This is a genomic window from Stenotrophomonas sp. 28608_Sma (assembly GCF_056486185.1).
In genome coordinates, this window is the sequence record NZ_CM151308.1 from 1,278,839 (window position 1) to 1,299,299 (window position 20,461).

At 66.7% G+C, this 20,461-nt stretch carries 22 protein-coding genes; 8 read left to right on the forward strand and 14 right to left on the reverse strand.

Annotated elements, in window-relative coordinates; all coding sequences use genetic code 11:
• Nucleotides 1–74 precede the first annotated feature (74 nt).
• From ACZLHH_RS05845 to ACZLHH_RS05860, 4 genes are all read left to right on the forward strand, one after another.
• The gene (locus ACZLHH_RS05845) at nt 75–1,277 is read left to right on the forward strand and encodes a sensor histidine kinase (RefSeq protein ID WP_180844984.1); all 1,203 of its coding nucleotides are present in this window, start codon (nt 75–77) and stop codon (nt 1,275–1,277) included.
• Complete coding sequence (locus tag ACZLHH_RS05850) at nt 1,277–1,918, forward strand: response regulator (protein ID WP_006424175.1); 642 nt, start codon at nt 1,277–1,279, stop codon at nt 1,916–1,918. Before ACZLHH_RS05845 ends, ACZLHH_RS05850 begins: the two co-directional genes overlap by 1 nt.
• A gap of 234 nt (nt 1,919–2,152) precedes the next feature.
• Nucleotides 2,153–3,226: a polyketide cyclase gene (locus tag ACZLHH_RS05855; protein WP_071227758.1), complete on the forward strand. Its 1,074-nt coding sequence runs from the start codon at nt 2,153–2,155 to the stop codon at nt 3,224–3,226.
• Nucleotides 3,227–3,329: 103 nt separating this feature from the next.
• Complete coding sequence (locus ACZLHH_RS05860; RefSeq protein WP_071227757.1) at nt 3,330–3,701, forward strand: DUF423 domain-containing protein; 372 nt, start codon at nt 3,330–3,332, stop codon at nt 3,699–3,701.
• Between the two features lie 496 nt (nt 3,702–4,197).
• On the opposite strand, the gene ACZLHH_RS05865 is transcribed toward ACZLHH_RS05860, so the two are convergent.
• From ACZLHH_RS05865 to ACZLHH_RS05885, 5 genes are read right to left on the reverse strand one after another with little or no spacing between them, the layout of a single operon-like run.
• Nucleotides 4,198–5,007, reverse strand: coding sequence for a M15 family metallopeptidase (locus ACZLHH_RS05865; RefSeq protein WP_180844985.1), 810 nt, complete (start codon nt 5,005–5,007; stop codon nt 4,198–4,200).
• Between the two features lie 9 nt (nt 5,008–5,016).
• Complete coding sequence (locus ACZLHH_RS05870) at nt 5,017–5,610, reverse strand: PH domain-containing protein (RefSeq protein WP_107433610.1); 594 nt, start codon at nt 5,608–5,610, stop codon at nt 5,017–5,019.
• Between the two features lie 3 nt (nt 5,611–5,613).
• Nucleotides 5,614–5,793 (reverse strand): DUF4177 domain-containing protein, encoded by a 180-nt coding sequence (locus ACZLHH_RS05875; protein WP_032127598.1) that lies wholly within the window; start codon nt 5,791–5,793, stop codon nt 5,614–5,616.
• On the reverse strand, nt 5,790–5,969 hold the full coding sequence (locus ACZLHH_RS05880) for a type II toxin-antitoxin system antitoxin (protein WP_049461502.1): 180 nt from the start codon (nt 5,967–5,969) through the stop codon (nt 5,790–5,792). The genes ACZLHH_RS05875 and ACZLHH_RS05880 overlap by 4 nt, the downstream gene beginning before the upstream one ends.
• A 45-nt stretch (nt 5,970–6,014) precedes the next feature.
• A complete protein-coding gene (locus ACZLHH_RS05885; RefSeq protein ID WP_049461499.1) occupies nt 6,015–6,896 on the reverse strand; it encodes an SPFH domain-containing protein in 882 nt (293 codons plus the stop codon).
• Nucleotides 6,897–7,033: 137 nt separating this feature from the next.
• Here ACZLHH_RS05885 and purT point away from each other — a divergent pair, with 137 nt between their 5' ends.
• Nucleotides 7,034–8,221: a formate-dependent phosphoribosylglycinamide formyltransferase gene (gene purT, locus ACZLHH_RS05890; protein WP_107433608.1), complete on the forward strand. Its 1,188-nt coding sequence runs from the start codon at nt 7,034–7,036 to the stop codon at nt 8,219–8,221.
• A 72-nt stretch (nt 8,222–8,293) separates the two neighbouring features.
• Here the strand turns inward: purT and ACZLHH_RS05895 are convergent, their stop codons facing one another.
• Together ACZLHH_RS05895 and ACZLHH_RS05900 are read right to left on the reverse strand one after the other, a co-directional pair.
• Nucleotides 8,294–9,499 (reverse strand): endonuclease/exonuclease/phosphatase family protein, encoded by a 1,206-nt coding sequence (locus tag ACZLHH_RS05895; protein ID WP_107433607.1) that lies wholly within the window; start codon nt 9,497–9,499, stop codon nt 8,294–8,296.
• A 38-nt stretch (nt 9,500–9,537) separates the two neighbouring features.
• The gene (locus ACZLHH_RS05900) at nt 9,538–10,293 is read right to left on the reverse strand and encodes an arginyltransferase (protein ID WP_107433606.1); all 756 of its coding nucleotides are present in this window, start codon (nt 10,291–10,293) and stop codon (nt 9,538–9,540) included.
• A gap of 156 nt (nt 10,294–10,449) precedes the next feature.
• On the opposite strand from ACZLHH_RS05900, the gene ACZLHH_RS05905 reads away from it, so the two are divergent.
• Nucleotides 10,450–11,013, forward strand: coding sequence for an EF-hand domain-containing protein (locus ACZLHH_RS05905; RefSeq protein ID WP_071227749.1), 564 nt, complete (start codon nt 10,450–10,452; stop codon nt 11,011–11,013).
• A 51-nt stretch (nt 11,014–11,064) separates the two neighbouring features.
• Here ACZLHH_RS05905 and ACZLHH_RS05910 read toward each other — a convergent pair whose 3' ends face one another.
• The 4 genes from ACZLHH_RS05910 to ACZLHH_RS05925 all read right to left on the reverse strand — a co-directional run bounded on the left by ACZLHH_RS05910 (nt 11,065) and on the right by ACZLHH_RS05925 (nt 14,834).
• A complete protein-coding gene (locus ACZLHH_RS05910) occupies nt 11,065–12,282 on the reverse strand; it encodes an RNA polymerase sigma factor (protein WP_180844986.1) in 1,218 nt (405 codons plus the stop codon).
• A 210-nt stretch (nt 12,283–12,492) separates the two neighbouring features.
• Nucleotides 12,493–13,005, reverse strand: coding sequence for a pathogenicity-like protein (locus ACZLHH_RS05915; RefSeq protein ID WP_180844987.1), 513 nt, complete (start codon nt 13,003–13,005; stop codon nt 12,493–12,495).
• Between the two features lie 4 nt (nt 13,006–13,009).
• Nucleotides 13,010–13,930 carry an acyl-CoA thioesterase II gene (gene tesB, locus ACZLHH_RS05920; protein ID WP_004148214.1) on the reverse strand — a complete coding sequence of 307 codons (921 nt, stop codon included), beginning with the start codon at nt 13,928–13,930 and terminating at the stop codon, nt 13,010–13,012.
• A gap of 127 nt (nt 13,931–14,057) precedes the next feature.
• On the reverse strand, nt 14,058–14,834 hold the full coding sequence (locus ACZLHH_RS05925; RefSeq protein ID WP_180844988.1) for an enoyl-CoA hydratase/isomerase family protein: 777 nt from the start codon (nt 14,832–14,834) through the stop codon (nt 14,058–14,060).
• Nucleotides 14,835–14,868: 34 nt separating this feature from the next.
• On the opposite strand from ACZLHH_RS05925, the gene ACZLHH_RS05930 reads away from it, so the two are divergent.
• A complete protein-coding gene (locus ACZLHH_RS05930) occupies nt 14,869–15,315 on the forward strand; it encodes a copper chaperone PCu(A)C (RefSeq protein ID WP_180844989.1) in 447 nt (148 codons plus the stop codon).
• A 287-nt stretch (nt 15,316–15,602) separates the two neighbouring features.
• Here ACZLHH_RS05930 and ACZLHH_RS05935 read toward each other — a convergent pair whose 3' ends face one another.
• The 3 genes from ACZLHH_RS05935 to uvrA all read right to left on the reverse strand — a co-directional run bounded on the left by ACZLHH_RS05935 (nt 15,603) and on the right by uvrA (nt 19,836).
• The gene (locus ACZLHH_RS05935; RefSeq protein WP_180845437.1) at nt 15,603–16,328 is read right to left on the reverse strand and encodes an enolase; all 726 of its coding nucleotides are present in this window, start codon (nt 16,326–16,328) and stop codon (nt 15,603–15,605) included.
• A gap of 98 nt (nt 16,329–16,426) precedes the next feature.
• Entirely contained in the window at nt 16,427–16,834 is a 408-nt protein-coding gene (locus ACZLHH_RS05940; protein WP_006424673.1) for an acyl-CoA thioesterase, read from the reverse strand.
• On the reverse strand, nt 16,834–19,836 hold the full coding sequence (uvrA, locus tag ACZLHH_RS05945) for an excinuclease ABC subunit UvrA (RefSeq protein ID WP_049424351.1): 3,003 nt from the start codon (nt 19,834–19,836) through the stop codon (nt 16,834–16,836). The genes ACZLHH_RS05940 and uvrA overlap by 1 nt, the downstream gene beginning before the upstream one ends.
• 316 nt (nt 19,837–20,152) lie before the next feature.
• Here uvrA and rplU point away from each other — a divergent pair, with 316 nt between their 5' ends.
• On the forward strand, nt 20,153–20,461 hold the full coding sequence (rplU, locus tag ACZLHH_RS05950; protein WP_005408557.1) for a 50S ribosomal protein L21: 309 nt from the start codon (nt 20,153–20,155) through the stop codon (nt 20,459–20,461).

Below are 20,461 nucleotides of genomic sequence, written 5' to 3' on the forward strand. Positions count from 1 at the left end.
GCATGAACAGGGGACCTCGGATGCATGACTTCCGTGGGAGTGCGCGACGCGGGCCGGGCCCGTAGAGTGCTGGCATGTTGGGAGTCCTCAGCCATACCCGCGTCCTCCGTCTGGCCGGCCTGTTTACCTGGGTCATGGTCGGCCTGCCACTGGCGTACTCGCAATTCGAGAACCTGCACAGCCGCAGCGATATGGGCAGCTGGGCGATCCTGTTGTTCGTCGCCTACCTGTCCTTCGGCGCCGCGTACTACTGGCTGACCCGCCTCCTGCGCAGTGACAGCGATAGTCACACCACCTGGCTGGACCGCGGCCTGCTGCTGCTGCTGACGGTTTCGGCGCTGGGCGTCAGTTTCCTCAGTGGTTCGGGCCTGGGCAGCATCCTGATGATGGTGGCTGCCGGCGTCATTCCGTGGATGCTGTCGGCGCGTCTGTGCGTGCTGTGGCTGCTGGTCAGCCAGCTGGCGGTGGCCCCGGTCTATTACATACTGCTGAACTTCCCGCTGTTCGAAGCCGTGATGCAATCGCTGCTGTATGGCGGCTTTTCCATGTTCATCTTCGTGACCAGCCTTGTCGCGAGACAGCAGACCCAGGCCCGCGACGAGCAGCGCAGGCTCAATTCGGAGCTGCGTGCCACTCGTGCCCTGCTGGCCGAAAGCGCTCGCGTCAACGAGCGAACCCGCATTTCGCGTGAGCTGCACGATCTTCTGGGGCATCAGCTGACCGCACTGACCCTGAACCTCGAAGTGGCCGGTCACCTGGCCGAGGGCCAGGCGCTGGAGCATGTGAAGCGTTCCCACGCATTGGCCAAGCTGCTGCTGGGCAACGTGCGCGAGGTGGTCAGCCAGCTGCGCGAGACCGGTGCCATCGACCTGGCTGCGGCGCTGCGCCCGCTGACCGAGAACGTGCCCTCGCTGGACATCCAGCTGGAGATCGAGGATCCCCTGAATGTGGAGGACCCGCAGCGGGCCCACGTGCTGCTGCGCTGCACCCAGGAGATCATCACCAATGCCGTGCGCCACGCCGGTGCCCGCCACCTGTGGATCAAGGTGTACCGTGAAGCACCTGACCGGGTGGTGGTGGAGGCCCGCGACGACGGCGTCGGCGCGGAAATGGTCAATGTGGGCAATGGCTTGCGCGGCATGCGCGAGCGCCTGCAACAATGTGGTGGCCAGCTGCAGGTCGAGACCCGTCCCGGCGAAGGCTTCCGGCTGCGGGCGACGGTGCCGGCAACGGTGCTGGTGGCCGCCCTTACCAAGGTTCCTGAAGGAGTGCGTTGATGATTCGCGTCTGCCTGGTCGACGACCAAACCCTGGTGCGGCAGGGAATCCGCTCCCTGCTGGCGCTCGACGACGGTATCGAGGTGGTGGCCGAGGCCGGCGATGGCCGGCAGGCGGTCGAACTGATCCCGCAGGTGCGCCCCGACGTGGTGCTGATGGACATGCGCATGCCGGTGATGTCCGGGCTGGAGGCGCTGCAGGTGCTGTCGCGCCAGGAGCAGCTGCCACCGACCATCATCCTCACCACCTTCGATGACGACCAGCTGGTGCTGGCCGGGCTCAAGGCCGGAGCCAAGGGCTACCTGCTCAAGGACGTGACCCTGGCGCAGCTGGTCGGTGCCATCCGCACCGTGGCCGACGGCGGTTCGCTGGTGCAGCCGGCCGTGACCCAGCGCCTGCTGTCCGGCCTGGAGCACATGCGCAACGAGTTCGTCAGCCTGGACCGCCCGGACCCGTTGACCGACCGCGAGACCGAGATCCTGCGCCTGATGGCCAGTGGCTTCTCCAACAAGGAGATCGCCAACTCGCTGGGTGTGGCCGAAGGCACCATCAAGAACCACGTGTCCAACATCCTGTCCAAGCTGGGCGTGCGCGACCGTACGCGCGCCGTACTGAAGGCGTTCGAACTCCAGCTGGTCTGAGGAAAACCTTTTCAGGACAATGACTTGAGGTCCAGTCATGGCCCTCGGGTGGGGTTGCCCTCTACTTCACGGGTATCGGTATGCGGTACCCTTCGAATTCTTTGTCCATACAAATACGCAGCCGGCAGGGAAACCGGTGCGCCAATCCCGATAAACAATGCCCGCGAAGCCTGCTAGGATTGGCGCTTCGCTTCAATCAACCCGGCCGTGGGATCGGCCCCGGAGACTCTCTGAATGACCCGTATTATCGAGTTCCTGATCGCCTTGGGGATCGTGGCTGGCCTGTTCGTCATCATTGGCGTATGTCTGCCGGGCGAGCGTCACATCACCGAAAGCATCGAGACCAACCGCAAGATGACGATCGTGTACGACACGGTCAGCAGCCTGCGCCGCTTCAAGGACTGGAACCCGCTGGTACTGCGCGATCCCGCCGTTGAACTGAAGCTGTCCGGCCCGGCCTCCGGCGTCGGTGCCACTCTCGACTTCACCTCCAAGGACCTGGGCACCGGTTCCTGGAAGATCACCGAAGCCGAAGAGAACAAGCGTGTTGCGATCGCCATCGATGACGCCACCAAGGGTCACGACAAGATCACCACCTTCACGCTGGAGCCGACCGGCAAGGGTGGCCGCAACGTCAAGATCACCCAGGACTACTCGGTGAAGTACGGCTTCGACCTGTTCGGCCGTTATGCCGGCCTGTATGTCAGCCGCCAGATCGGCGACGACATCAAGATGGGTCTGTCGCGTATGGCCAACATGCTGGCCAGCGTCCCGAACGTGGACTACCGCACCCCGGAAGCCCCGCTGACCGATCTGGCCATCGTCAATGTGCCGGCTGAAGACCTGCTGGTCGTCAACGCCGGTAACGTGGACCGCGGTCAGGACACGATCACCAAGTCCATCAAGGACAACCAGGAGTGGATCAAGCGCGTGATGGAGGCCAACGGCCTTGAAGCCGCCGGTCCGTTCCGCATCATCACCACCGATTTCGGTCAGGAGAAGTACGCCTTCGACATCGCCCAGCCGGTGAAGAAGAAGGGTGCTGAAGGTGCCACTGCTGAAGAGCTGACCGTCAAGATCGACGGCGGCGCTCCGGTCAAGTACGTGCACGTGGCCCCGCACCGTTCGGCGCATGCCGCCTACACCGGCCACATGGCGGGTCTAGACGTGGCCCGCAACGGCCTGCGTGCCTGGGCTGTGACCTCCGGCAACGAAGTGATCGACCGTCCGTACGAAACCTGGAAGGATGGCATCGACAAGTCGTTCACCCCGGAAGGTACCTACGACATTTACTGGGCCGTCAAGTAAGCCTCGGCTGACCCATGTAGTGTTGGACACGAAAACGCGCCGCTCATTGCGGCGCGTTTTTTTTCATCTGGCGCCCGGAAAGGGCGCTGTGCAAGGAGCCCCCATGTTCAACCTGGAACGTCGCGCACGTAAGCCTTCCCTGCTGGCCTGCCTTGGTGCGCTGCTGGCGGCGGCCTCGATCGGCCTGTCCGCCTACGCATCGCACGGTGTGGCTGACCCGCTTTCACAGCAGCACCTGAACATGGCGGCACTGTATGCGTTCGCGCATGGCGCGGTGCTGGTGGCGCTTGGCCCGCGTGCGCAGGGGGCGACCGCGCGCCTGGCGCTGTACGTGCTGCTGCTGGGCGTGTTGCTGTTTTCCGGCAGCCTGGTGGGCGGTGCCTTGTGGCAGTGGCCGACGCGGATGGCGCCGATCGGGGGCACCAGCATGATGGCTGGATGGGTGTTGCTGGCGATCAATGCGTTGAGGCGGTGACTGAGTCGAGGTTGTTTCTTCGATCCATGCTGATGCGATCTGCACCGTCCATGGGCGTTACTTTTCTTTTCGCGCGAAAAGAAAAGTAACCAAAAGAAACGCGCCGCCGGCCGCGAGCCGGTGCTGCGCACCGGTCCCCTGCGCTCCTCGGCCCGTCGAGGGGCGGTGCGGGAACTCGCTGCGCTCAGACACCCGCACCTCTTCGCCCTCGCCGGACCTGCGGTGCTCGGCTCGCTTGAAGGCGGACCCAACAGCCGCGCGCTGATCCGTTATAGAGGCTTCGAGCGAAGCGACCCACTTTTGTCTTTGCTCTCTTGTTCCATTCCGTGGCGGACGCACACGGAAACTGTCAGAGGCCGGGCGGGTGGGCTGGGCTGGGGTATCCGCGCCATGGATGGCGCGGCTAAGCCTCCAGGGATGGATTCACGGCGTACCCTGCCCAGCCTACCCGCCCGGACAGCTCCATGAATTTCGCCCTGCGGCCGCCACGAGGGGCTCAGCCGTTGGCCGGTCTCCAGCACCAGTGCCAAGGTTCGTAGACGATCCCATGCGGGTTGTCGCGCGGGTAGCTCAGCTGGAAGCCATGCCCACCGGCATTCGCCTGCAGCCACGCAAACGCGTCGGTGGCTTCGAACGATTCTTCAGCCGGGGCGTCGCCCGGTGTACCGATGTCCAGCGCGTGGCCGCTGTGGTGTTCACTGAAACCCGGGGCGGCATTGACCTTCAGGATCTCCGCCACGCTCAAGCCGCGCGCCAGCTTCCGTTCGAAGATGCCCAACTGGTAGGCATGGCTGCGGAAGCCGGAGATGGCGTCCAGCGCAATGCCATCCTGTGCTGCGTGCAGTCGCATCCGCCGCCAGCCCTGTGCGGCGCCTTGGCGCAGCCACAGCGGGCGGGCGAAACGATCACGGCCGGCGAAGTGCAGCAGGCAGGGTTCGGGTTCCAGCGGCAGGCCGCTGTGGTCGGCATAGCGCTGTGGATCCAGTCCCAGCTGCTGAAGGCGCTGCTGTAGCCCCGCCAGCGGCAGCCACTGATCTTCCAGTCCGGCGCCGAAGGGCCGTGCAGCCGCGGTGTCCAGCAGCGCCAGTGCATCCTCGACCCCGGGCTCGCGCGGCAGGCGCGGCACCATCGAATGCACGCCGTGCGGCAGTACCGCCGCCAGATAGCGGCCATCACGCTTGCGCCGCAGCACCCACTGCGCCTGCGACAGCAGGCGTGCATCCAGGTTGCTGCGTGCGCGCAACAGGTGGGCGGGCCACAGCTCGATGGCCTCGGTGTTGATCAGCAGGGGCGGGCGTCGTTGCATCGCCTCAGCTTACTGCCGTGGTGCCGACGCGGCCACCTTGCGCAGCGCATCGAGCAGCGCCTGCGGCCGGTCCACGCTGAGCAGCAGCGTGCTGCCATCACTGACCGGCAGGGCGAGGACACGCGCACGGTCGGTGACCAGCGCGAAGCCCTTGCCGCCACCCTGCAGGCGGAAGTGGCCCGAGTAGAAGCCCGGCATTGAATAGCCATTGGTTTTGACACGGATGCCATAGCGGCGGTCACGCTGCAGGTCGACCACCTCGGCCTGGTCCAGCCGCAGCTGCGCCACCGGCACGCGCCGCCGGTACATCGTCGAGCGCACGTCCAGCACATCGCCGGCCAGTTCCACCCGGCGGCGGAAGAATGCGGCCCCCAGCCCGACAGCGAGTACAGCGATGACGATCAGGCTCCATGCCGCACTGCCGCCCATCCGGAACCAGGGCGGCGACAGCGTAACTTCGATCCAGGGTGCGTTCGCCGGTGCCTTGTACAGCTGCGCATACAGGCAGGCCACGAAGGCAGCCAGCAGCGGCAGCACGATCCACAGCACGCGCAGCGGCGAACTCTCGGCCACGTCAAAGGGTTTCGGGTCACTGCCGCCCATGGTTCAGGCCTCCTTCTTGAACACCAGCATCGCCGGGCGCATCGGCGCCGGGATGATGATGTTGACCAGCTCCCAGCCCAGCTGGCCCTGCCGGCTCAGCTCAGCCTGGACATCCTCGGCCTTGAGTACGCCCATCATGGAGGTCTTGACCTCGATCGTCTGGTAGCTCCAGCGCTTGCTCATTCCTTTTCCTCCGACGATGGCGTTGGTTTCGGCAGGCGTCCTGCCTTGCGCAGGGCGTCGCGCAGCACGTACTCGATCTGCGCGTTGAGGCTGCGCAGTTCGTCATCAGCCCAGCGCTGCGCCGCAGCCAGGACGTCGGCGTTGATGCGCAGCGGGTAGGCTTTCTTCTCACTCATGGGGGCTCCTGGCGGGGCGGTGGGGCGCCCCGTTGCGAGTGTGGCTCAGTACAGCGAGCCTGCATTGACGATCGGCTGGGTGCCGCGGTCCGAGCACAGCACGGTCAGCAGGTTGCTGACCATGTGCGCCTTGCGTTCCTCGTCCAGCTGCACCACGCCGTTCTTCTGCAGTTCGGCCAGGGCCATCTCGACCATGCCGACCGCACCGGCAACGATGCGCGTGCGTGCGGCGATCACCGCGTTGGCCTGCTGCCGCTGCAGCATCGCCTGGGCGATTTCAGCGGCGTAGGCGAGGTGGCTGATGCGCGCATCGATCACCTGCACGCCGGCGTCGGCCAGGCGCTCGGCCAGTTCGTTCTTCAGGTGCTGGGAAATCTCGCTGGCATGACTGCGCAGGGCCAGCTGGCCATCCTCATGCTGGTCGTAGGGGTAGCTGGTGGCCATCGCGCGCAGCGCCGATTCGGACTGGATGTGCACGAAGCTCTCGTAGTCGTCCACGTTGTAGACCGCCTCGGAGGCATCGACCACCTGCCAGACGATGACCGCCGCGATCTCGATCGGGCTGCCGTCCAGCTCGTTGACCTTCAGCTTGCCGCTCTCGAAGTTGCGCACGCGCTGGCTGACCCGGCGCTTGGCATAGAAGGGGTTGTTCCAGCGCAGGCCGTTGTCCTTCACGGTGCCCACGTATTTGCCGAACAGGCTCAGCACCGCCGCCTGGTTGGGCTGGACCGTGTACAGGCCGGCCAGGGCGAAGACCGCCAGTGCCGCCATCAGGATGCCTGCCAGCATCAGCAGCAGGTTGGGGGAACCGGTGCTGGCCTTGGCTGCTGCGCCCAGTACGAACAGGGCGCCGCCGGCGAGGGCGACAAGCAGGGCGCCGGCCAGCGTGCCGAGGCCGTTGAGCGAAGACAGCGACTTCTCTTTCATGGCGGTACGTCCTTGAGGGTTCGGAATGAAGATATCAAAGTGATATCACTTGTCGACTGCCGTTCGTCGGATGCCATGGCCGGGGTGCCCGGCCAGCTAGAATGCCCACCCGCCTTCACATCGCTGCTGGAACCGCCATGGCCAAGCTTGGAACTCCGTTGTCCCCCTCCGCCACCCGCGTGCTGCTGCTCGGCTCGGGCGAACTCGGCAAGGAGGTGGCCATCGAGCTGCAGCGGCTGGGCGTGGAAGTGATCGCCGCCGACCGCTATGCCGATGCCCCGGCCATGCAGGTCGCGCACCGCTCGCACGTGATAGACATGCTCGATGCGATGGCGCTGCGTGCCCTGATCGCCCGGGAGCAGCCGCACCTGGTGGTGCCGGAGATCGAGGCCATCCATACCGAGACCCTGGTCCAGCTGGAGCAGGAGCAGGGCCTGCGGGTGATCCCGACCGCGCGCGCCGCCCGCCTGACCATGGACCGCGAGGGCATCCGCCGCCTGGCCGCCGAGACCCTGGGCCTGCCGACCTCGCCGTACCGCTTCGTTGATAGCGAGGCCGAATACCGTGCTGCCGTGGCTGCCATTGGGTTGCCGTGCGTGGTCAAGCCGGTGATGTCGTCCTCGGGCAAGGGCCAAAGCACCCTGCGCAGCGAGGCGGACATCGCACCCGCCTGGGACTATGCGCAGACCGGTGGCCGCGCCGGTGCCGGCCGCTGCATCGTCGAGGGTTTCATCGATTTCGACTACGAGATCACCCTGCTGACCGTGCGCCATGCCGGCGGCACCTCGTTCTGCGCGCCGATCGGCCATCTGCAAAAGGACGGTGATTACCGCGAAAGCTGGCAGCCGCAGCCGATGTCGAGCGCGGCACTGGCGCGTGCCGAAGAGATTTCGCGCGCGATCACCGATGACCTCGGTGGCTGGGGCCTGTTCGGTGTCGAGCTGTTCGTGAAGGGCGACGAGGTGTGGTTCAGCGAAGTGTCGCCGCGCCCGCACGACACCGGCCTGGTGACGCTTGTTTCGCAGGAACTGAGCGAGTTCGCGCTGCACGCGCGCGCCATCCTTGGCCTGCCGATCCCGGTGATCCGCCAGAGCGGCCCGTCGGCCTCGTGCGCGCTGCTGGCGCATGGCGAGGGCGTGCCGTATTTCAACAACGTCGCCGCCGCCCTGCAGGTGCCGGACACCGCCGTGCGCCTGTTCGGCAAGCCGAGCGTGCACGGCCATCGCCGCGTGGGCGTGACCCTGGCGCGCGCGGAAACCATCGACGAAGCGCGCGCCATCGCGCGTGATGCCGCCGAAGCCATCGGCGTCGAACTGCGCCCCTGAAAAAGGAGCGACGACCAACGGTCGTCGCCTACCGAAACCCGGTGGGTACCGACCGTTGGTCGGTACGCTGCTCTACCGCACGTCCACCCACACCAGGTGGTGGTCGCTGCCGTCGGCGATCTTCGCTTCCGGGCTTTCATTGGCCGGCCAGAACACGCCGCTGCCGATGTACTCGAAACCGGTCGAGGGCAGCACGTAGTCCAGGCGCATGGTGCCGGACTTCGGGCCGAAATCGCCGGTGGCGTGGAACGGTGCGCCCTTGCGCTCGATGCCCTTGGCCGCATAGGCCAGGCTGGTCTGCTCGCCACCAACGCTGCGCGGGGTGGGGTAGCGCAACACGCGGGCGTTCTCGATCAGTTCGACGATCGCCTCATGGCGGCCATCACCATCGACCGGGTCGTTGTTGAGGTCGCCCAGGATCACGAAGCGCGCGTCCTGTGCCAGGCCACCGCACTGGCCCTTGTCGTCGCACAGCCACGGCTTGTCACCCTTGGACAGGTATTCCTGCCACAGGCGCAGTTCGTCGTGGTTGCGCGCGGCGTTGCGCTTTTCCGGGCCATCGAACACTGGCGGCGTCGGGTGCGAGACCAGCGCGTGGACCACGCCGGCCGGGGTCTTCACCGGCACGTCCCAATGTGACTTCGACGACAGCCGCAGCTGCGACCACACATGGTCGTTGTAGAAGCTCTTGCCGGTGCGCGGGTCGACCGGACGGATCGCGCCCGGCATCGCGCTCCACTTCAGCAGCTGGAAGCTGCGCACCTTGGCTTCATCGATCGGGTAGCGCGACAGCACCAGCATGCCGTACTGGCCCGGGTGCAGGCCGTAGCCCCAGGCATCGTTGCCGCGGCTGCGGCCTTCGCCGCCGACCACGCCGTTGTTGTCCAGGTCCAGGCCGCTGGGCACGCCGGTGTTGACCGGGGCCAGGTAGCGGTAGGCGAAGTGCAGCGGCTTGCCGCCGCCGGGCTGTGCCACTTCCAGGTAGCGTTTCTGGAACAGGTCGGCGGCGCGGTGGGCGTCGTCGAAATCGAATTCGTTCAGCAGCACCAGGTCCGGGCGTGCCTGCTGCAGCACCGCGGCGATCTTGCGCGCGTGCTCGCTGTCACCTTCCAGCTCCTTGATCAGGCCACCGGTCTCATCGGAGTACAGCGAGGTGTTGTAGGTGGCCAGGCGCAGCGCAGCGGACGGCTTTTCGGTCATCGCAGGGGACGTGGCGAAGGCGGGGGCGGTGGCGCCGCAGAGCAGGGCCAGGGCGAGGATCTGGGGTCGGAGGTTCATGCGCCGTATTGTGCACCCGGCCCGGTGTCAATGGTTTGTCAGCGTCCGTCCAGTTCGTCGTCGAAATCGTGCCAGCGGCGGCCGTCATAGGCTTCCAGCGCTCGATAGCGCCGTTTGTAGTCCATCTTCTGATGCCCGCGGATCCAGTAGCCCAGGTATACGTGCGGCAGGCCCTCGCGGCGGGCCCATTCGATCTGCTGCAGGATCGCGAAGGTGCCCAGCCCACGCGCGGCATGGTCCGGGTCGAAGAAGGTGTAGACCGCCGACAGGCCGTGCTCGGTGACGTCGGTCACCGCCACACCCAGCAGCTGGCTGGGCTGGCCGTCGTGGCCGGGCAGGCGCATCTCCATGAAGCGGGTGTGCGACCAGCTGCCGATCAGGAACTGCTCGAATTCGTGCGGGCCATGGTCGTCCATGCCACCGTTGGCGTGGCGATGCACCAGATAGCGGTGATACAGCGCGAACAGGTCGTCACGGGCGGTGGCGGCGGTGATCCGCACCTCCAGGTCTTCATTGCGGGCCGCGCAACGGCGCTGGCTGCGGTCCGGGGCGAAGCGCGCCACCGGGATGCGCACCGCCACACAGGCCTGGCAGTGCGCGCAATGTGGCCGGTAGACCAGGTCGCCGCTGCGGCGGAAGCCCCAGCTCAGTGCCAGCGGGTACAGGCCGCCAAGGCGGCGATCGTGCGGGTCCAGCACCAGGTCGCGCGCCACCCGGTCCGACCAGTACCCGCAGGGGTGCTCGCCGGTCTGGAAAAGTCGCAGTTCGTCGTCTCTGTCGCCATGTATCGCCATGGGCACAGCATAGCCCCAGCCTGTCGCAGTGGCGGCGACTGTCCGCCGGATGAATGGAACCGGCAGTGGCGTCAACCGATGTCGCGCCCGGGCGTTGTTGTTCCCCGAGGGTGAAGTGATCACCCCGACGCTGTTCCCATCCCCAGGAGTGACCTCATGATCCGTACCCCCCTGCTGCTGGCCCTGCTGCTCGGCACTTCCGCTTCCGGTATCGCGCTGGCCGCCGACACCCCGACCACGCCGGCGCAGCGCCCGGCCAAGCTGGACACCAACGGCGACGGCGTGATCGACCGCAGCGAGGCCGCTGCCAACCCGCGCCTGGCCGCGAAGTTCGACGAGCTGGACAAGAACAAGGACGGCAAGCTCTCGCGCGATGAGCTGCCACGCTGGCAGCACGGTCGCCGTGGTGGCCACGGCGGTGAGCGCTGGGCCAAGCTGGACGTCAACAAGGACGGCCGCATCAGCCGCGAGGAAGCCAAGGCCGATCCGCGCCTGGCCGCGCGCTTCGACGAGCTCGACCTCAACAAGGACGGTTACCTGGACAAGGCCGACCGCGAACTGCGCATGAAGCAGCGTCGTGATGCCTGGTTCGCTGCCGCCGACACCAACAAGGATGGCCAGCTGAGCAAGGCCGAGTTCGATGCCGCCAAGGGCCCGATGCACGGTGGCCCGCGCCACGGCGGTCCGCGCGATGGCGCGGCGCCGAAGCCGCAGCGCTGAGGTTCAACGCAGTGAATGACGACAACGCCGGCGCACTGCCGGCGTTGTCCGTTACAGGCGGCCGCTGCGCATCAGTGAGTACACCACAAGCGCGATGACCATCAGGTTCATTGCGATGATGCCGGTGCGGCCGTACATCGATTCGAACTTCCAGTTGATGCCGGTGCGTCCGCGGCGGGCCGAATCGCGCGCGATCATCGGTGCCATCACCCGCTGCAGCGGCACCAGGCACTGGTAGTTGACCACGCCCAGGCCTACCGCCAGCACCGTCAGCTGCGCCCAGACCGGGGCCTGCAGCATCACAGCCAGCAGGATCGCCAGGCACCAGAACATGCCGGTGATGATGTTGAGGTAGAGGAAGCGGCGCACGTCGCGGCGCTCGGATGCCGTTTCGGTGTACGACATCAGGAAGCGTCCGCCCAGATAGCTGCCGATCGCTCCACCGACCACACCGCCGATCACCGCCCCCCAGCTTTCGGCCGGCAGCACGTGCAGCTGGCCCAGCGTGGCAGTCAGCGAGCCCATCGCGGTGCCGCCCGCAGCGCTGGCACCGCCGAGGCCAAGCTTGCTGCCGCCGATGCCGACACCGGTGCCGAGCAGGATCGCTGCGCTGGCAGTGCCGGGCGCGGCCACCAGTACCATCGAAACCACCGCCGTAGCGAACGCGGCACTGGGTGCGCTGCTGCGCGCGAATTCACCGAAGCGCTGCAGCAGGCCGTCGCGCACCAGGGCGCGGGCACGCGACAGGCGCTTGCGCACGGCGGCGTCACTGAGCCCGAGCAGGTCAGCCACCTGCTGCGAACGCTGGCCTTCGCGGTAGTACAGCAGCAGCACTTCGCGGCTGTCGGCCGGCAACGCGGAAATGATGTCCTCGGCGGCGATCTCTTCTTCCACCCGTTGCAGCCGGTCGGCCGCGCCCGGGGCCGGGTCGGCCGCCATGCCCATCGCCACCTCGGCGGCCTCGCCGGTCAGCGGCCGGCCGCGCTGAGTGCGCAGCCAGTCGCGGGCCAGGTTGCGGGTGATCTGCCGCAGCCAGGGCAGGAAGCTGGTCGAACTGCGCAGCTGGTGCAGCTGCTGCCAGCCCTTCACGAAGGCCTCCTGGGCGATGTCCTCGCTGGCCTGACGATCGCGGGTGATGGCCAGCGCGATGGCGGTAACCGTGTTCTGGCAGGCCAGCACGATGCGGCCATAGGCGTGCTGGCAACCGCTGGCAGCGGCAGGCAGTTCGCGTTCCAGGGTCTGGTCGATCGATGCGGCGAACGTCGTCATGGCGGCGGCTCTCCTGCTGGGATTGTGTCCCAAGACGGAGCCGCGCGCCGAATGTGACCGGCCTTCTGCACGGTAGTGCCGGCCGCTGGCCGGCAACCTCATGACAAAAAAAGGGGACGGAGGGGATTAAGTCGTTTGTGCCACAAACGACTTAATCCCCTCCGTCCCCTTTTTTGCGGCTGCCGGCCAGCGGCCGGCACTACCCGTGCGTCATTTTGAGGGCTGGATGCGGACCCGGACTTCTTCTTCCTCTTCCGGCGCGGCCTGCAGTGCCGGCTGTGCCCGCTGCGGCTGGGCCTGCGGGGCAGGGGCCGGTGCGACCGGTGCCGGGGCACCACGATGGCGCAGGCCGATCACCAACGCCACGCCGGCGATCACCACCAGCAGGGCGATGCGGATGCGCCAGGCCCAGCTGCGGCCGCCGCTGCCCGGTTCCGGCGCGTCGCGGAAGGCGAACTCGGCGGTCGGGTGGTCGCGACGGGTGGTGTCGAGCAGCCGCGCCTCGCGCAGGATTTCACGCGCGCGCGGCTGGTCGTCGGCGCGCACGATCCACACCGCTGGGTAGGCGTTGGCGTTGCCCAGGTCGGTATAGCTGAACTGGCCGCGGCGACGGGTCTTGTACGAGCGCCCATTGGTCACCTTGACGTCGATGCCATGCTCGCGCAGGAGCTCGGCGACGCCTTCGACGGTTTCCACGCGCTGGCTGCTGAAGATCTGGCGCATCGGATCAATCCTTGGCCGGCACGGCGGCCGCTGCTGCCTGGTCGGGAACGACGCGGATCAGGCCTTCCTGCGCGGTGCTGGCCACCAGCACGCCATTGCGGGTGAAGAACTGACCGCGGGCCAGGCCGCGCGAATCCTGCGCGCTGGGGCTGTCCAGCGAGTACAGCAGCCAGTCGTCGGCACGGAACGGGCGGTGGAACCAGATCGCGTGGTCGAGCGAGGCCATCTGCACGTGCGGGTGGTAGTAGCTGATGCCATGCGGGAACGTCGCCGTGCCCAGCAGGTGGAAGTCGGAGGCGTAGGCCAGCAGCGCCTGGTGCAGCTCCGGGGCATCGCCGACCGGCTCGCTCAGGCGCAGCCACACCTGGTGGTACGGGGGGCGCTTGGGCGGATTGAGTTCATCGCGCGGGTAGACGTGGCGGAACTCGAACGGGCCACCGCGCGACAGCCAGCGCTGCACCTTGATCGGCAGCCGCTCCAGCACTTCGGCCGGCAGCGGGCGGTTCGGTTCGATGTCTTCCGGCTGCGGCACTTCGGGCATCTTGTGCTGGTGCTCGGCGCCGGTTTCGGCCTGCTGGAACGAGGCAGCACAGAAGAAGATCACCTTGCCGTGCTGGATTGCGGTAACCCGGCGCACCGAGAAACTGCCGCCGTCGCGGGTACGGTCCACGTCGTAGACGATGGGGTGGTCGATGTTGCCGGCGCGCAGGAAGTAGGCGTGCAGCGAGTGCACGTGGCGCCCGTTGTCGACCGTGGCCTGCGCCGCAGCCAGCGCTTGGCCCAGCACCTGGCCGCCGAACACGTACTTGGTGCCGATGTCGCGGCTCTGCCCGCGGAACAGGTTGTCCTCCAGCCGCTCCAGGGTGAGCAGGTCGATCAGCTCGGAGACGACGGGTTCGGGCGTGTCGTTCAAGGGGGCGGCCACAGCAATGAAGAGGCCCCGATTATACCGTTGCAGGCCAGTCCATCATTGGTAGTGCCGGCCGCTGGCCGGCAATCTCATGATCCTCCTGGGGCACCTGCGGTTGCCGGCCAGCGGCCGGCACTACCGGTTACTTGCCCAGCCGGGCGACCAGCGCCTGCAGGGCATTCTGCGCATCCGGGGCGAACCAGGCCTCGACGAAGCGGTCGAGCTGGATCAGGTCCGGGTGCAGGGCTTCGTGCAGGTCCGCACGGGCAATGGCGCGGGTCAGCAGCATCGGCTGGCGTGGCTGCCTGAGCAGGTTCTGCAGCCAGGCCACGGCACGCGCCACCACCAGATCGCCATCGGCCAGCTCATCCACCAGGCCGATCTGCAGCGCCTGTTCGGCCGGTACCAGCGAACCGGTGGTCAGCAGGACGCCCGCGCGGTGCACGCCCACTGCACGGCGCAGCAGGCGCTGGATGCCCTCCGGCGCGATCAGGCCCACCTGCACTTCGTTCAGGCCGATGGCATACGGCCGCGACGGATCGGCGCTGCGCGCCATCACCCGGTAGTCGCAGCACAGGGCCAGCACGCAGCCGCCCGCCGGTGCGTGGCCGGTGATCGCCGCGACCACCGGGATGCGGCTCTCGGCCAGCGTGCGCACGGCGCCAAAGAAGGCGTTCCAGGTGTCCAACAACTTGTGCTTGTCATCGCCATGCGAGAGCAGATGCGGCACGTCCATGCCGCCGGTGAAGACACGCTCGCTGCCCGACAGCACGATGCCGTGCGCGTCTTCGGCCATGGCCAGTTCAATGGCGTGGATCAACTGCCGGCACAGTTCGGTGTCCAGCGCGTTGACCGGCGGCCGCGCCAGGCGCAGTTCGCGGATGGGGCCATGGTTGATCACCTCGATGAGCGTCGTCATGCTGCGGTCTCGTTGCGAAGAAGGAACCTGGGCGATGATAACCAAACCATTCGTTGGCGTACTGTTGGTTCTGTGTGCGGCCGCAGCATCGGTCTCGGCGGCGGAACCGGCCTGCGTCACGGTGGAGCAGGGCTGGGCGCGGCTGCCACCGAATCCGGCGATGCCGATGACCGCCGGCTACGGCGTGATCCACAACGGCTGCGGCAAGGCGGTGGCGATCACCGGGGCGACCAGCAGCGGTTTCGCTGATGTGTCGCTGCACGAGACCACGATTGTCGATGGGGTCAGCCGGATGCGCGCGATCGAGCGTCTGCCGCTGGCGCCGGGCGCGCGCGCCGAGCTCAAGCCCGGTGGCCTGCACCTGATGCTGATGCAGGGCAAGGGCGCGTTGAAGGAAGGGCAGGCGCTGCCGCTGCGGCTGCAGCTGGAAGGCGGTGGCGAAGTGAGCGCGACGTTGGTGGTGCGCAAGGCCGCGCCGTAAGCGCGCGGGGAAACGGCACGCTGCTGCTGAAGCAAGGAGTTGGGATGGCCGTCGTAGCGTCGAGGACGCTCGGCGCGACCGGAATATCCGGTAGTGCCGGCCGCTGGCCGGCAGCGTGGTGAAAGCCGGCCAGCAGCAGTCGAGCAAGCTCGACTCTACGGATGAAGCGACGATTGGATGGCTGCCGTAGCGTCGAGGACGCTCGGCGCGACCGCAATATCCGGTAGTGCCGGCCGCTGGCCGGCAGCGTGGTGAAAAGCCGGCCAGCGGCCGGCACTACCAGGGGCTTACGACCAGTCGTACGAGAACAGCACCGTGCGGCTTTCCGGCTCGTACAGCATCACGATCGCATCGGCACCGGTGGCGCACCAGTTGTAGCCGGCCACTTCGGCCACCGCGAAGAACGCGTTGCCATCGCGGCGGATGATTGCCAGTTCCGCATCGTCCGGTGCATGCCGGTCGTTGGCGGCGTCGGTGAATTCCAGGGTGAAGGCGTTCGGGATGTCAGCCGTCTCGATCCAGTTGCCGCAGGAAATCTGTCCGCCCAGCGTATCCAGATAATCGCGCTCGCTGGCCTCACCCTTGCCATAGCGCGAGTAGCAGGCGAGGCGGCCATGCGTGGCGTGGTAGTCGCGTGCCTTGGCGTAGCTGTCGCGCATCTGCGCGATGTGTTCCTGCGCGTCCTTGTCCTGCACCGCGTCGCCGATGAAATAGCCCTCGTTGCCGAGAAAGCGCATCTCGTTGCAGGCGGTCAGTTCGAAGGCGATCCAGTTGGTGCCGGTGAAATCGTTGTGGTGTTCTTCGGTGGTCTCGCCGATGCAGCCGTCGTAGGGCTCGATCGGGCACAGCATCGTTGCCACCTGGCCGGCCAGTTCCGGGCGCAGCACGCCGAGGTCGATCTTCAGCAGCGGCAGCAGGTGCTGGCCGAGCCAGGCCTGGTCGGCGGGGAAGACATCGGTGGGGAAGGCGACCATGCCGGGCAGCAGGTCGCTCAGTTCAGTCTGGTGGATCATGTCAGTCCTTTGAATTGGATCGGTAGTGCCGGCCGCTGGCCGGCATCCGCGATACATCTGGAGGTTGCCGGCCAGCGGCCGGCACTACCACAGGCGCGTCAGGTCGACGCGCTGCGGATCGCTTCCGGCAGCGGCGCGCTCTTGCCGGTCTGGGTGTCCATCCACACCACCACCACGTTGCCGTCCGAATAGAGCTTCGATTCGTCCTGCTGGTCGACGATGCGGTGGCCGATGGTCACGCTGCTGTTGCCCAGGCGCTCGACGAACAGCTCGACCAGGATGTCGTTGGGCCACACGATGGGCAGCCGGTAGTTGACGTTGGTCGCGGCCACCACCGGTGCGATGCGGTCGGTCATCGACACACCGTCCACACCCAGCATCCAGCGCACGCGCGCTTCTTCCAGGTAGGAGATGTACTTGGCATTGTTCACATGGCCCATGCTGTCCATGTCACGCCAGCGCACGCTGATCGGGATGCGGGCCAGGATCTTGTGTTCGCTGCTCATCAGGCGTCCTTTTTCTTCTTGCTGGCAGTGGCGGTCTTGCTGGTCTTGCCGGTGCTCTTGGCAGCCACCGCCTTCTTCGCCACCTTGGCCGGCTTCTCAGGCTTCACCTTGCGCGGCGGGCGGGCATCGGGCTTGTTGGCCACGGCGGCCGGCTGTTCCGGGCGCGCGCTGGTGGACGGCAGCATGCGGGCCAGGAACTGGCCGGTGTACGACTGCGGGCAGGCCGCCACGTCTTCCGGCGTGCCGGTGACCAGGATGGTGCCACCGCGATGCCCGCCTTCCGGGCCCAGATCGACAATCCAGTCGGCGGTCTTGATCACGTCCAGGTTGTGCTCGATCACCACCACCGTGTTGCCCTCGTCGCGCAGCTTGTGCAGCACGCCCAGCAGCGCTTCGATGTCGTGGAAGTGCAGGCCGGTGGTCGGTTCGTCGAGGATGTACAGGGTGCGGCCGGTATCGCGGCGCGACAGTTCCTTGGACAGCTTCACGCGCTGCGCTTCACCACCAGACAGCGTGGTCGCGCTCTGGCCCAGCTTGATGTAGCTCAGGCCGACGTCGACCAGCGTTTCCAGCTTGCGCGCGATTGACGGCACCGGCTCGAACAGCTTCAGCGCATCTTCGACGGTCATTTCCAGCACGTCGTTGATGTTGAAGCCCTTGTACAGGATCTCCAGCGTTTCGCGGTTGTAGCGCTTGCCGTGGCAGACGTCGCAGGGCACGTACACGTCCGGCAGGAAGTGCATCTCGACCTTGATCAGGCCGTCACCCTGGCAGGCTTCGCAGCGGCCGCCGCGCACGTTGAAGCTGAAGCGGCCCGGCGAATAGCCGCGTGCACGCGCTTCGGGCACCTGTGCGAACAGTTCGCGCAGCGGCGTGAACAGGCCGGTGTAGGTAGCCGGGTTCGAACGCGGGGTGCGGCCGATCGGCGACTGGTCGATGTCCACCACCTTGTCGAACAGGTCCAGGCCATCGATCTCCTTGTACGGAGCGATCGGGTGCGAGGCGCCGTTGATCTCGTTGGCGGCCAGCGAGAACAGGGTGTCGTTGATCAGGGTCGACTTGCCCGAGCCGGATACGCCGGTCACGCAGGTCAGCAGGCCCGACGGAATCGCCAGGTCCACGCCCTTCAGGTTGTTGCCGGTCGCCCCGCGCAGGTGCAGGGTCATCTTCGGGTTCGGCGTGTGCCGGCGCGCCGGAATCTCGATCGCGCGCTTGCCCGACAGGTACTGGCCGGTCAGCGAACGCGGTGCCTCCAGGATGTCCTGCAGGGTGCCCTGGCCGACGATCTCGCCGCCGTGCACGCCCGCGCCCGGGCCGATGTCCAGCACGTAGTCGGCCAGGCGGATCGCATCCTCGTCATGTTCGACCACGATCACCGTATTGCCCAGGTCACGCAGGCGGGTGAGGGTGCCGAGCAGGCGTTCGTTGTCGCGCTGGTGCAGGCCGATCGACGGCTCGTCGAGCACGTACATCACACCGACCAGGCCGGCGCCGATCTGGCTGGCCAGGCGGATGCGCTGTGCCTCGCCACCAGACAGGGTGTCGGCCTTGCGCTCCAGGGTCAGGTAATCCAGGCCGACATCGACCAGGAAGCCGAGGCGTTCGCCGATCTCCTTGACGATCTTCGCGGCGATCTCGCCACGCCAGCCCGGCAGGCTCAGTTCACTGAAGAACTTCAGTGCCTCGTCGATCGGCAGCACCACCAGCTCCGGCAGCGGGCGATCGGCCACGAACACGTTGCGCGCCGCCTTGTTCAGGCGCGCACCATTGCATTCCGGGCACGGCTGTTCGCTGATGTACTTGGACAGCTCCTCGCGCACCGCCGGCGACTCGGTTTCCTTGTAGCGGCGTTCGAGGTTGGGAATGATGCCCTCGAAGCGATGCTTGCGCTGGGTGCGGCCGCCGGCTTCGGTGAAGTAGGTGAAGGTGATCGTTTCGTCGCCGCTGCCGTACAGCACGGCCTGCTGCACCTTGGCCGGCAGCGAGTTCCAGGCTGCGTCCACGTCGAACTTGTAGTGCTTGGCCAGCGAGGCGATCAGCTGGAAATAGTAGGCGTTGCGGCGGTCCCAGCCGCGCACCGCACCGGCGGCCAGCGACAGCTCCGGATGCACCACCACGCGCGAGGGATCGAAGAACTCGGCGATACCCAGGCCATCGCAGCCGGGGCAGGCGCCCATCGGTGCGTTGAACGAGAACAGGCGCGGCTCCAGTTCCGGCAGCGAGTAGTCGCACACCGGGCAGGAGTACTTGGAGGAGAACAGCGCCGGCGTGGCGTCGGCGGTGTCCAGGCTCTGCACCGAGGCCATGCCATCGCCCAGCTTCAGTGCGGTCTCGAAGCTCTCGGCCAGGCGCTGCTTGATGTCCTCGCGCGGGCGGAAGCGGTCGATCACCGCCTCGATGGTGTGCTTCTGGCGCAGCGCCAGCGGCGGCACCGCATCGATTTCATACAGCTCGCCGTCCACGCGCACGCGCACGAAACCCTGCGCGCGCAGCTGGTCGAACACCTGTGCGTGCTCGCCCTTGCGGTCGCGGATGACCGGCGCCAGCAGCATGTAGCGCTGTTCCGGGTCCAGCGTCAGTACCTGGTCGACCATCTGGCTGACCGTCTGCGCTTCCAGCGGATAGCCGTGGTCCGGGCAGCGCGGGGTGCCGACGCGGGCGTACAGCAGGCGCAGGTAGTCGTAGATCTCGGTGATGGTGCCGACCGTCGAACGCGGGTTGTGCGAGGTCGACTTCTGCTCGATCGAGATGGCCGGGGACAGGCCTTCGATGTGGTCCAGGTCCGGCTTTTCCATCACGCTCAGGAACTGGCGCGCATAGGCCGACAGCGACTCGACGTAGCGGCGCTGGCCTTCTGCATAGATGGTGTCGAACGCCAGCGAGGACTTGCCCGAACCGGACAGGCCGGTGATCACGATCAGCTTGTCGCGGGGCAGGTCGAGGTCGAGGTTCTTCAGATTGTGCGTCCGCGCGCCGCGGATGCGGATGAAATCCATCGCCATGGGGGATCCGGTTGTGGGGGCGTTGGCTGGGTGCCGGGCCAGCAGGGAACGGCAATCGGTCAGCCTACCGAGGTGACCAGATGGGGGCAATGGGCGACAATGCCAGCCCGATGTCTCACCTGATGAGACAGGCCGACAGGCAGGGGTCAGATCCCTTTTCACAACGTGAAAAGGGATCTGACCCCGTTCTGGCCGGGCCCCCGGGCCGTTCAGGGGTTGACTTGACCCGCGCCCGCTGATCTGCGTACAATTCCGCTCCTGTCCGCCCTCGATGGCGGCAGCTCAGACCACAATAACTACAGAGGAAGGCCTGGTCATGTACGCAGTACTGGTCACCGGCGGTAAGCAATACCGCGTGGCGCAGGGCGAAAAGCTCCGCATTGAAAAGCTCGAAGTCGAAGTCGGCAGCGAGATCAAGTTTGACAACATCCTGATGCTGGGTGACAGCGACGGCGTGAAGCTGGGCGATGCGCTGAAGGGCGCTGCCGTCACCGCCAAGGTCCTGTCCCAGGGTCGTGCTGACAAGGTCCGGATCATCAAGTTCCGTCGCCGCAAGCACCACATGAAGCGTCAGGGTCACCGTCAGTACTACACCGAAATCGAGATCACCGGCATCGCCGGCTAA

Excerpts from the sequence above, each read along its gene's own strand:
- ACZLHH_RS05880 (WP_049461502.1), bottom strand. The coding sequence starts at position 5,969 with ATGAGTGAGAAGAAAGCCTACCCGCTGCGCATCAACGCCGACGTCCTG.
- ACZLHH_RS05925 (WP_180844988.1), bottom strand. The coding sequence starts at position 14,834 with ATGACGACGCTCATCGAGGTGATCAACCATGGCCCCATCCGCGAACTG.
- ACZLHH_RS05895 (WP_107433607.1), bottom strand. The coding sequence starts at position 9,499 with ATGAACCTCCGACCCCAGATCCTCGCCCTGGCCCTGCTCTGCGGCGCC.
- ACZLHH_RS05935 (WP_180845437.1), bottom strand. The coding sequence starts at position 16,328 with ATGATCCACCAGACTGAACTGAGCGACCTGCTGCCCGGCATGGTCGCC.
- ACZLHH_RS05855 (WP_071227758.1), top strand. The coding sequence starts at position 2,153 with ATGACCCGTATTATCGAGTTCCTGATCGCCTTGGGGATCGTGGCTGGC.
- ACZLHH_RS05900 (WP_107433606.1), bottom strand. The coding sequence starts at position 10,293 with ATGGCGATACATGGCGACAGAGACGACGAACTGCGACTTTTCCAGACC.
- ACZLHH_RS05870 (WP_107433610.1), bottom strand. The coding sequence starts at position 5,610 with ATGGGCGGCAGTGACCCGAAACCCTTTGACGTGGCCGAGAGTTCGCCG.
- ACZLHH_RS05875 (WP_032127598.1), bottom strand. The coding sequence starts at position 5,793 with ATGAGCAAGCGCTGGAGCTACCAGACGATCGAGGTCAAGACCTCCATG.
- ACZLHH_RS05940 (WP_006424673.1), bottom strand. The coding sequence starts at position 16,834 with ATGAGCAGCGAACACAAGATCCTGGCCCGCATCCCGATCAGCGTGCGC.
- ACZLHH_RS05915 (WP_180844987.1), bottom strand. The coding sequence starts at position 13,005 with ATGCGCCAGATCTTCAGCAGCCAGCGCGTGGAAACCGTCGAAGGCGTC.
- ACZLHH_RS05845 (WP_180844984.1), top strand. The coding sequence starts at position 75 with ATGTTGGGAGTCCTCAGCCATACCCGCGTCCTCCGTCTGGCCGGCCTG.
- rplU (WP_005408557.1), top strand. The coding sequence starts at position 20,153 with ATGTACGCAGTACTGGTCACCGGCGGTAAGCAATACCGCGTGGCGCAG.
- ACZLHH_RS05885 (WP_049461499.1), bottom strand. The coding sequence starts at position 6,896 with ATGAAAGAGAAGTCGCTGTCTTCGCTCAACGGCCTCGGCACGCTGGCC.
- ACZLHH_RS05865 (WP_180844985.1), bottom strand. The coding sequence starts at position 5,007 with ATGCAACGACGCCCGCCCCTGCTGATCAACACCGAGGCCATCGAGCTG.
- ACZLHH_RS05930 (WP_180844989.1), top strand. The coding sequence starts at position 14,869 with ATGATAACCAAACCATTCGTTGGCGTACTGTTGGTTCTGTGTGCGGCC.
- ACZLHH_RS05910 (WP_180844986.1), bottom strand. The coding sequence starts at position 12,282 with ATGACGACGTTCGCCGCATCGATCGACCAGACCCTGGAACGCGAACTG.
- ACZLHH_RS05850 (WP_006424175.1), top strand. The coding sequence starts at position 1,277 with ATGATTCGCGTCTGCCTGGTCGACGACCAAACCCTGGTGCGGCAGGGA.
- ACZLHH_RS05860 (WP_071227757.1), top strand. The coding sequence starts at position 3,330 with ATGTTCAACCTGGAACGTCGCGCACGTAAGCCTTCCCTGCTGGCCTGC.
- purT (WP_107433608.1), top strand. The coding sequence starts at position 7,034 with ATGGCCAAGCTTGGAACTCCGTTGTCCCCCTCCGCCACCCGCGTGCTG.
- uvrA (WP_049424351.1), bottom strand. The coding sequence starts at position 19,836 with ATGGCGATGGATTTCATCCGCATCCGCGGCGCGCGGACGCACAATCTG.
- ACZLHH_RS05905 (WP_071227749.1), top strand. The coding sequence starts at position 10,450 with ATGATCCGTACCCCCCTGCTGCTGGCCCTGCTGCTCGGCACTTCCGCT.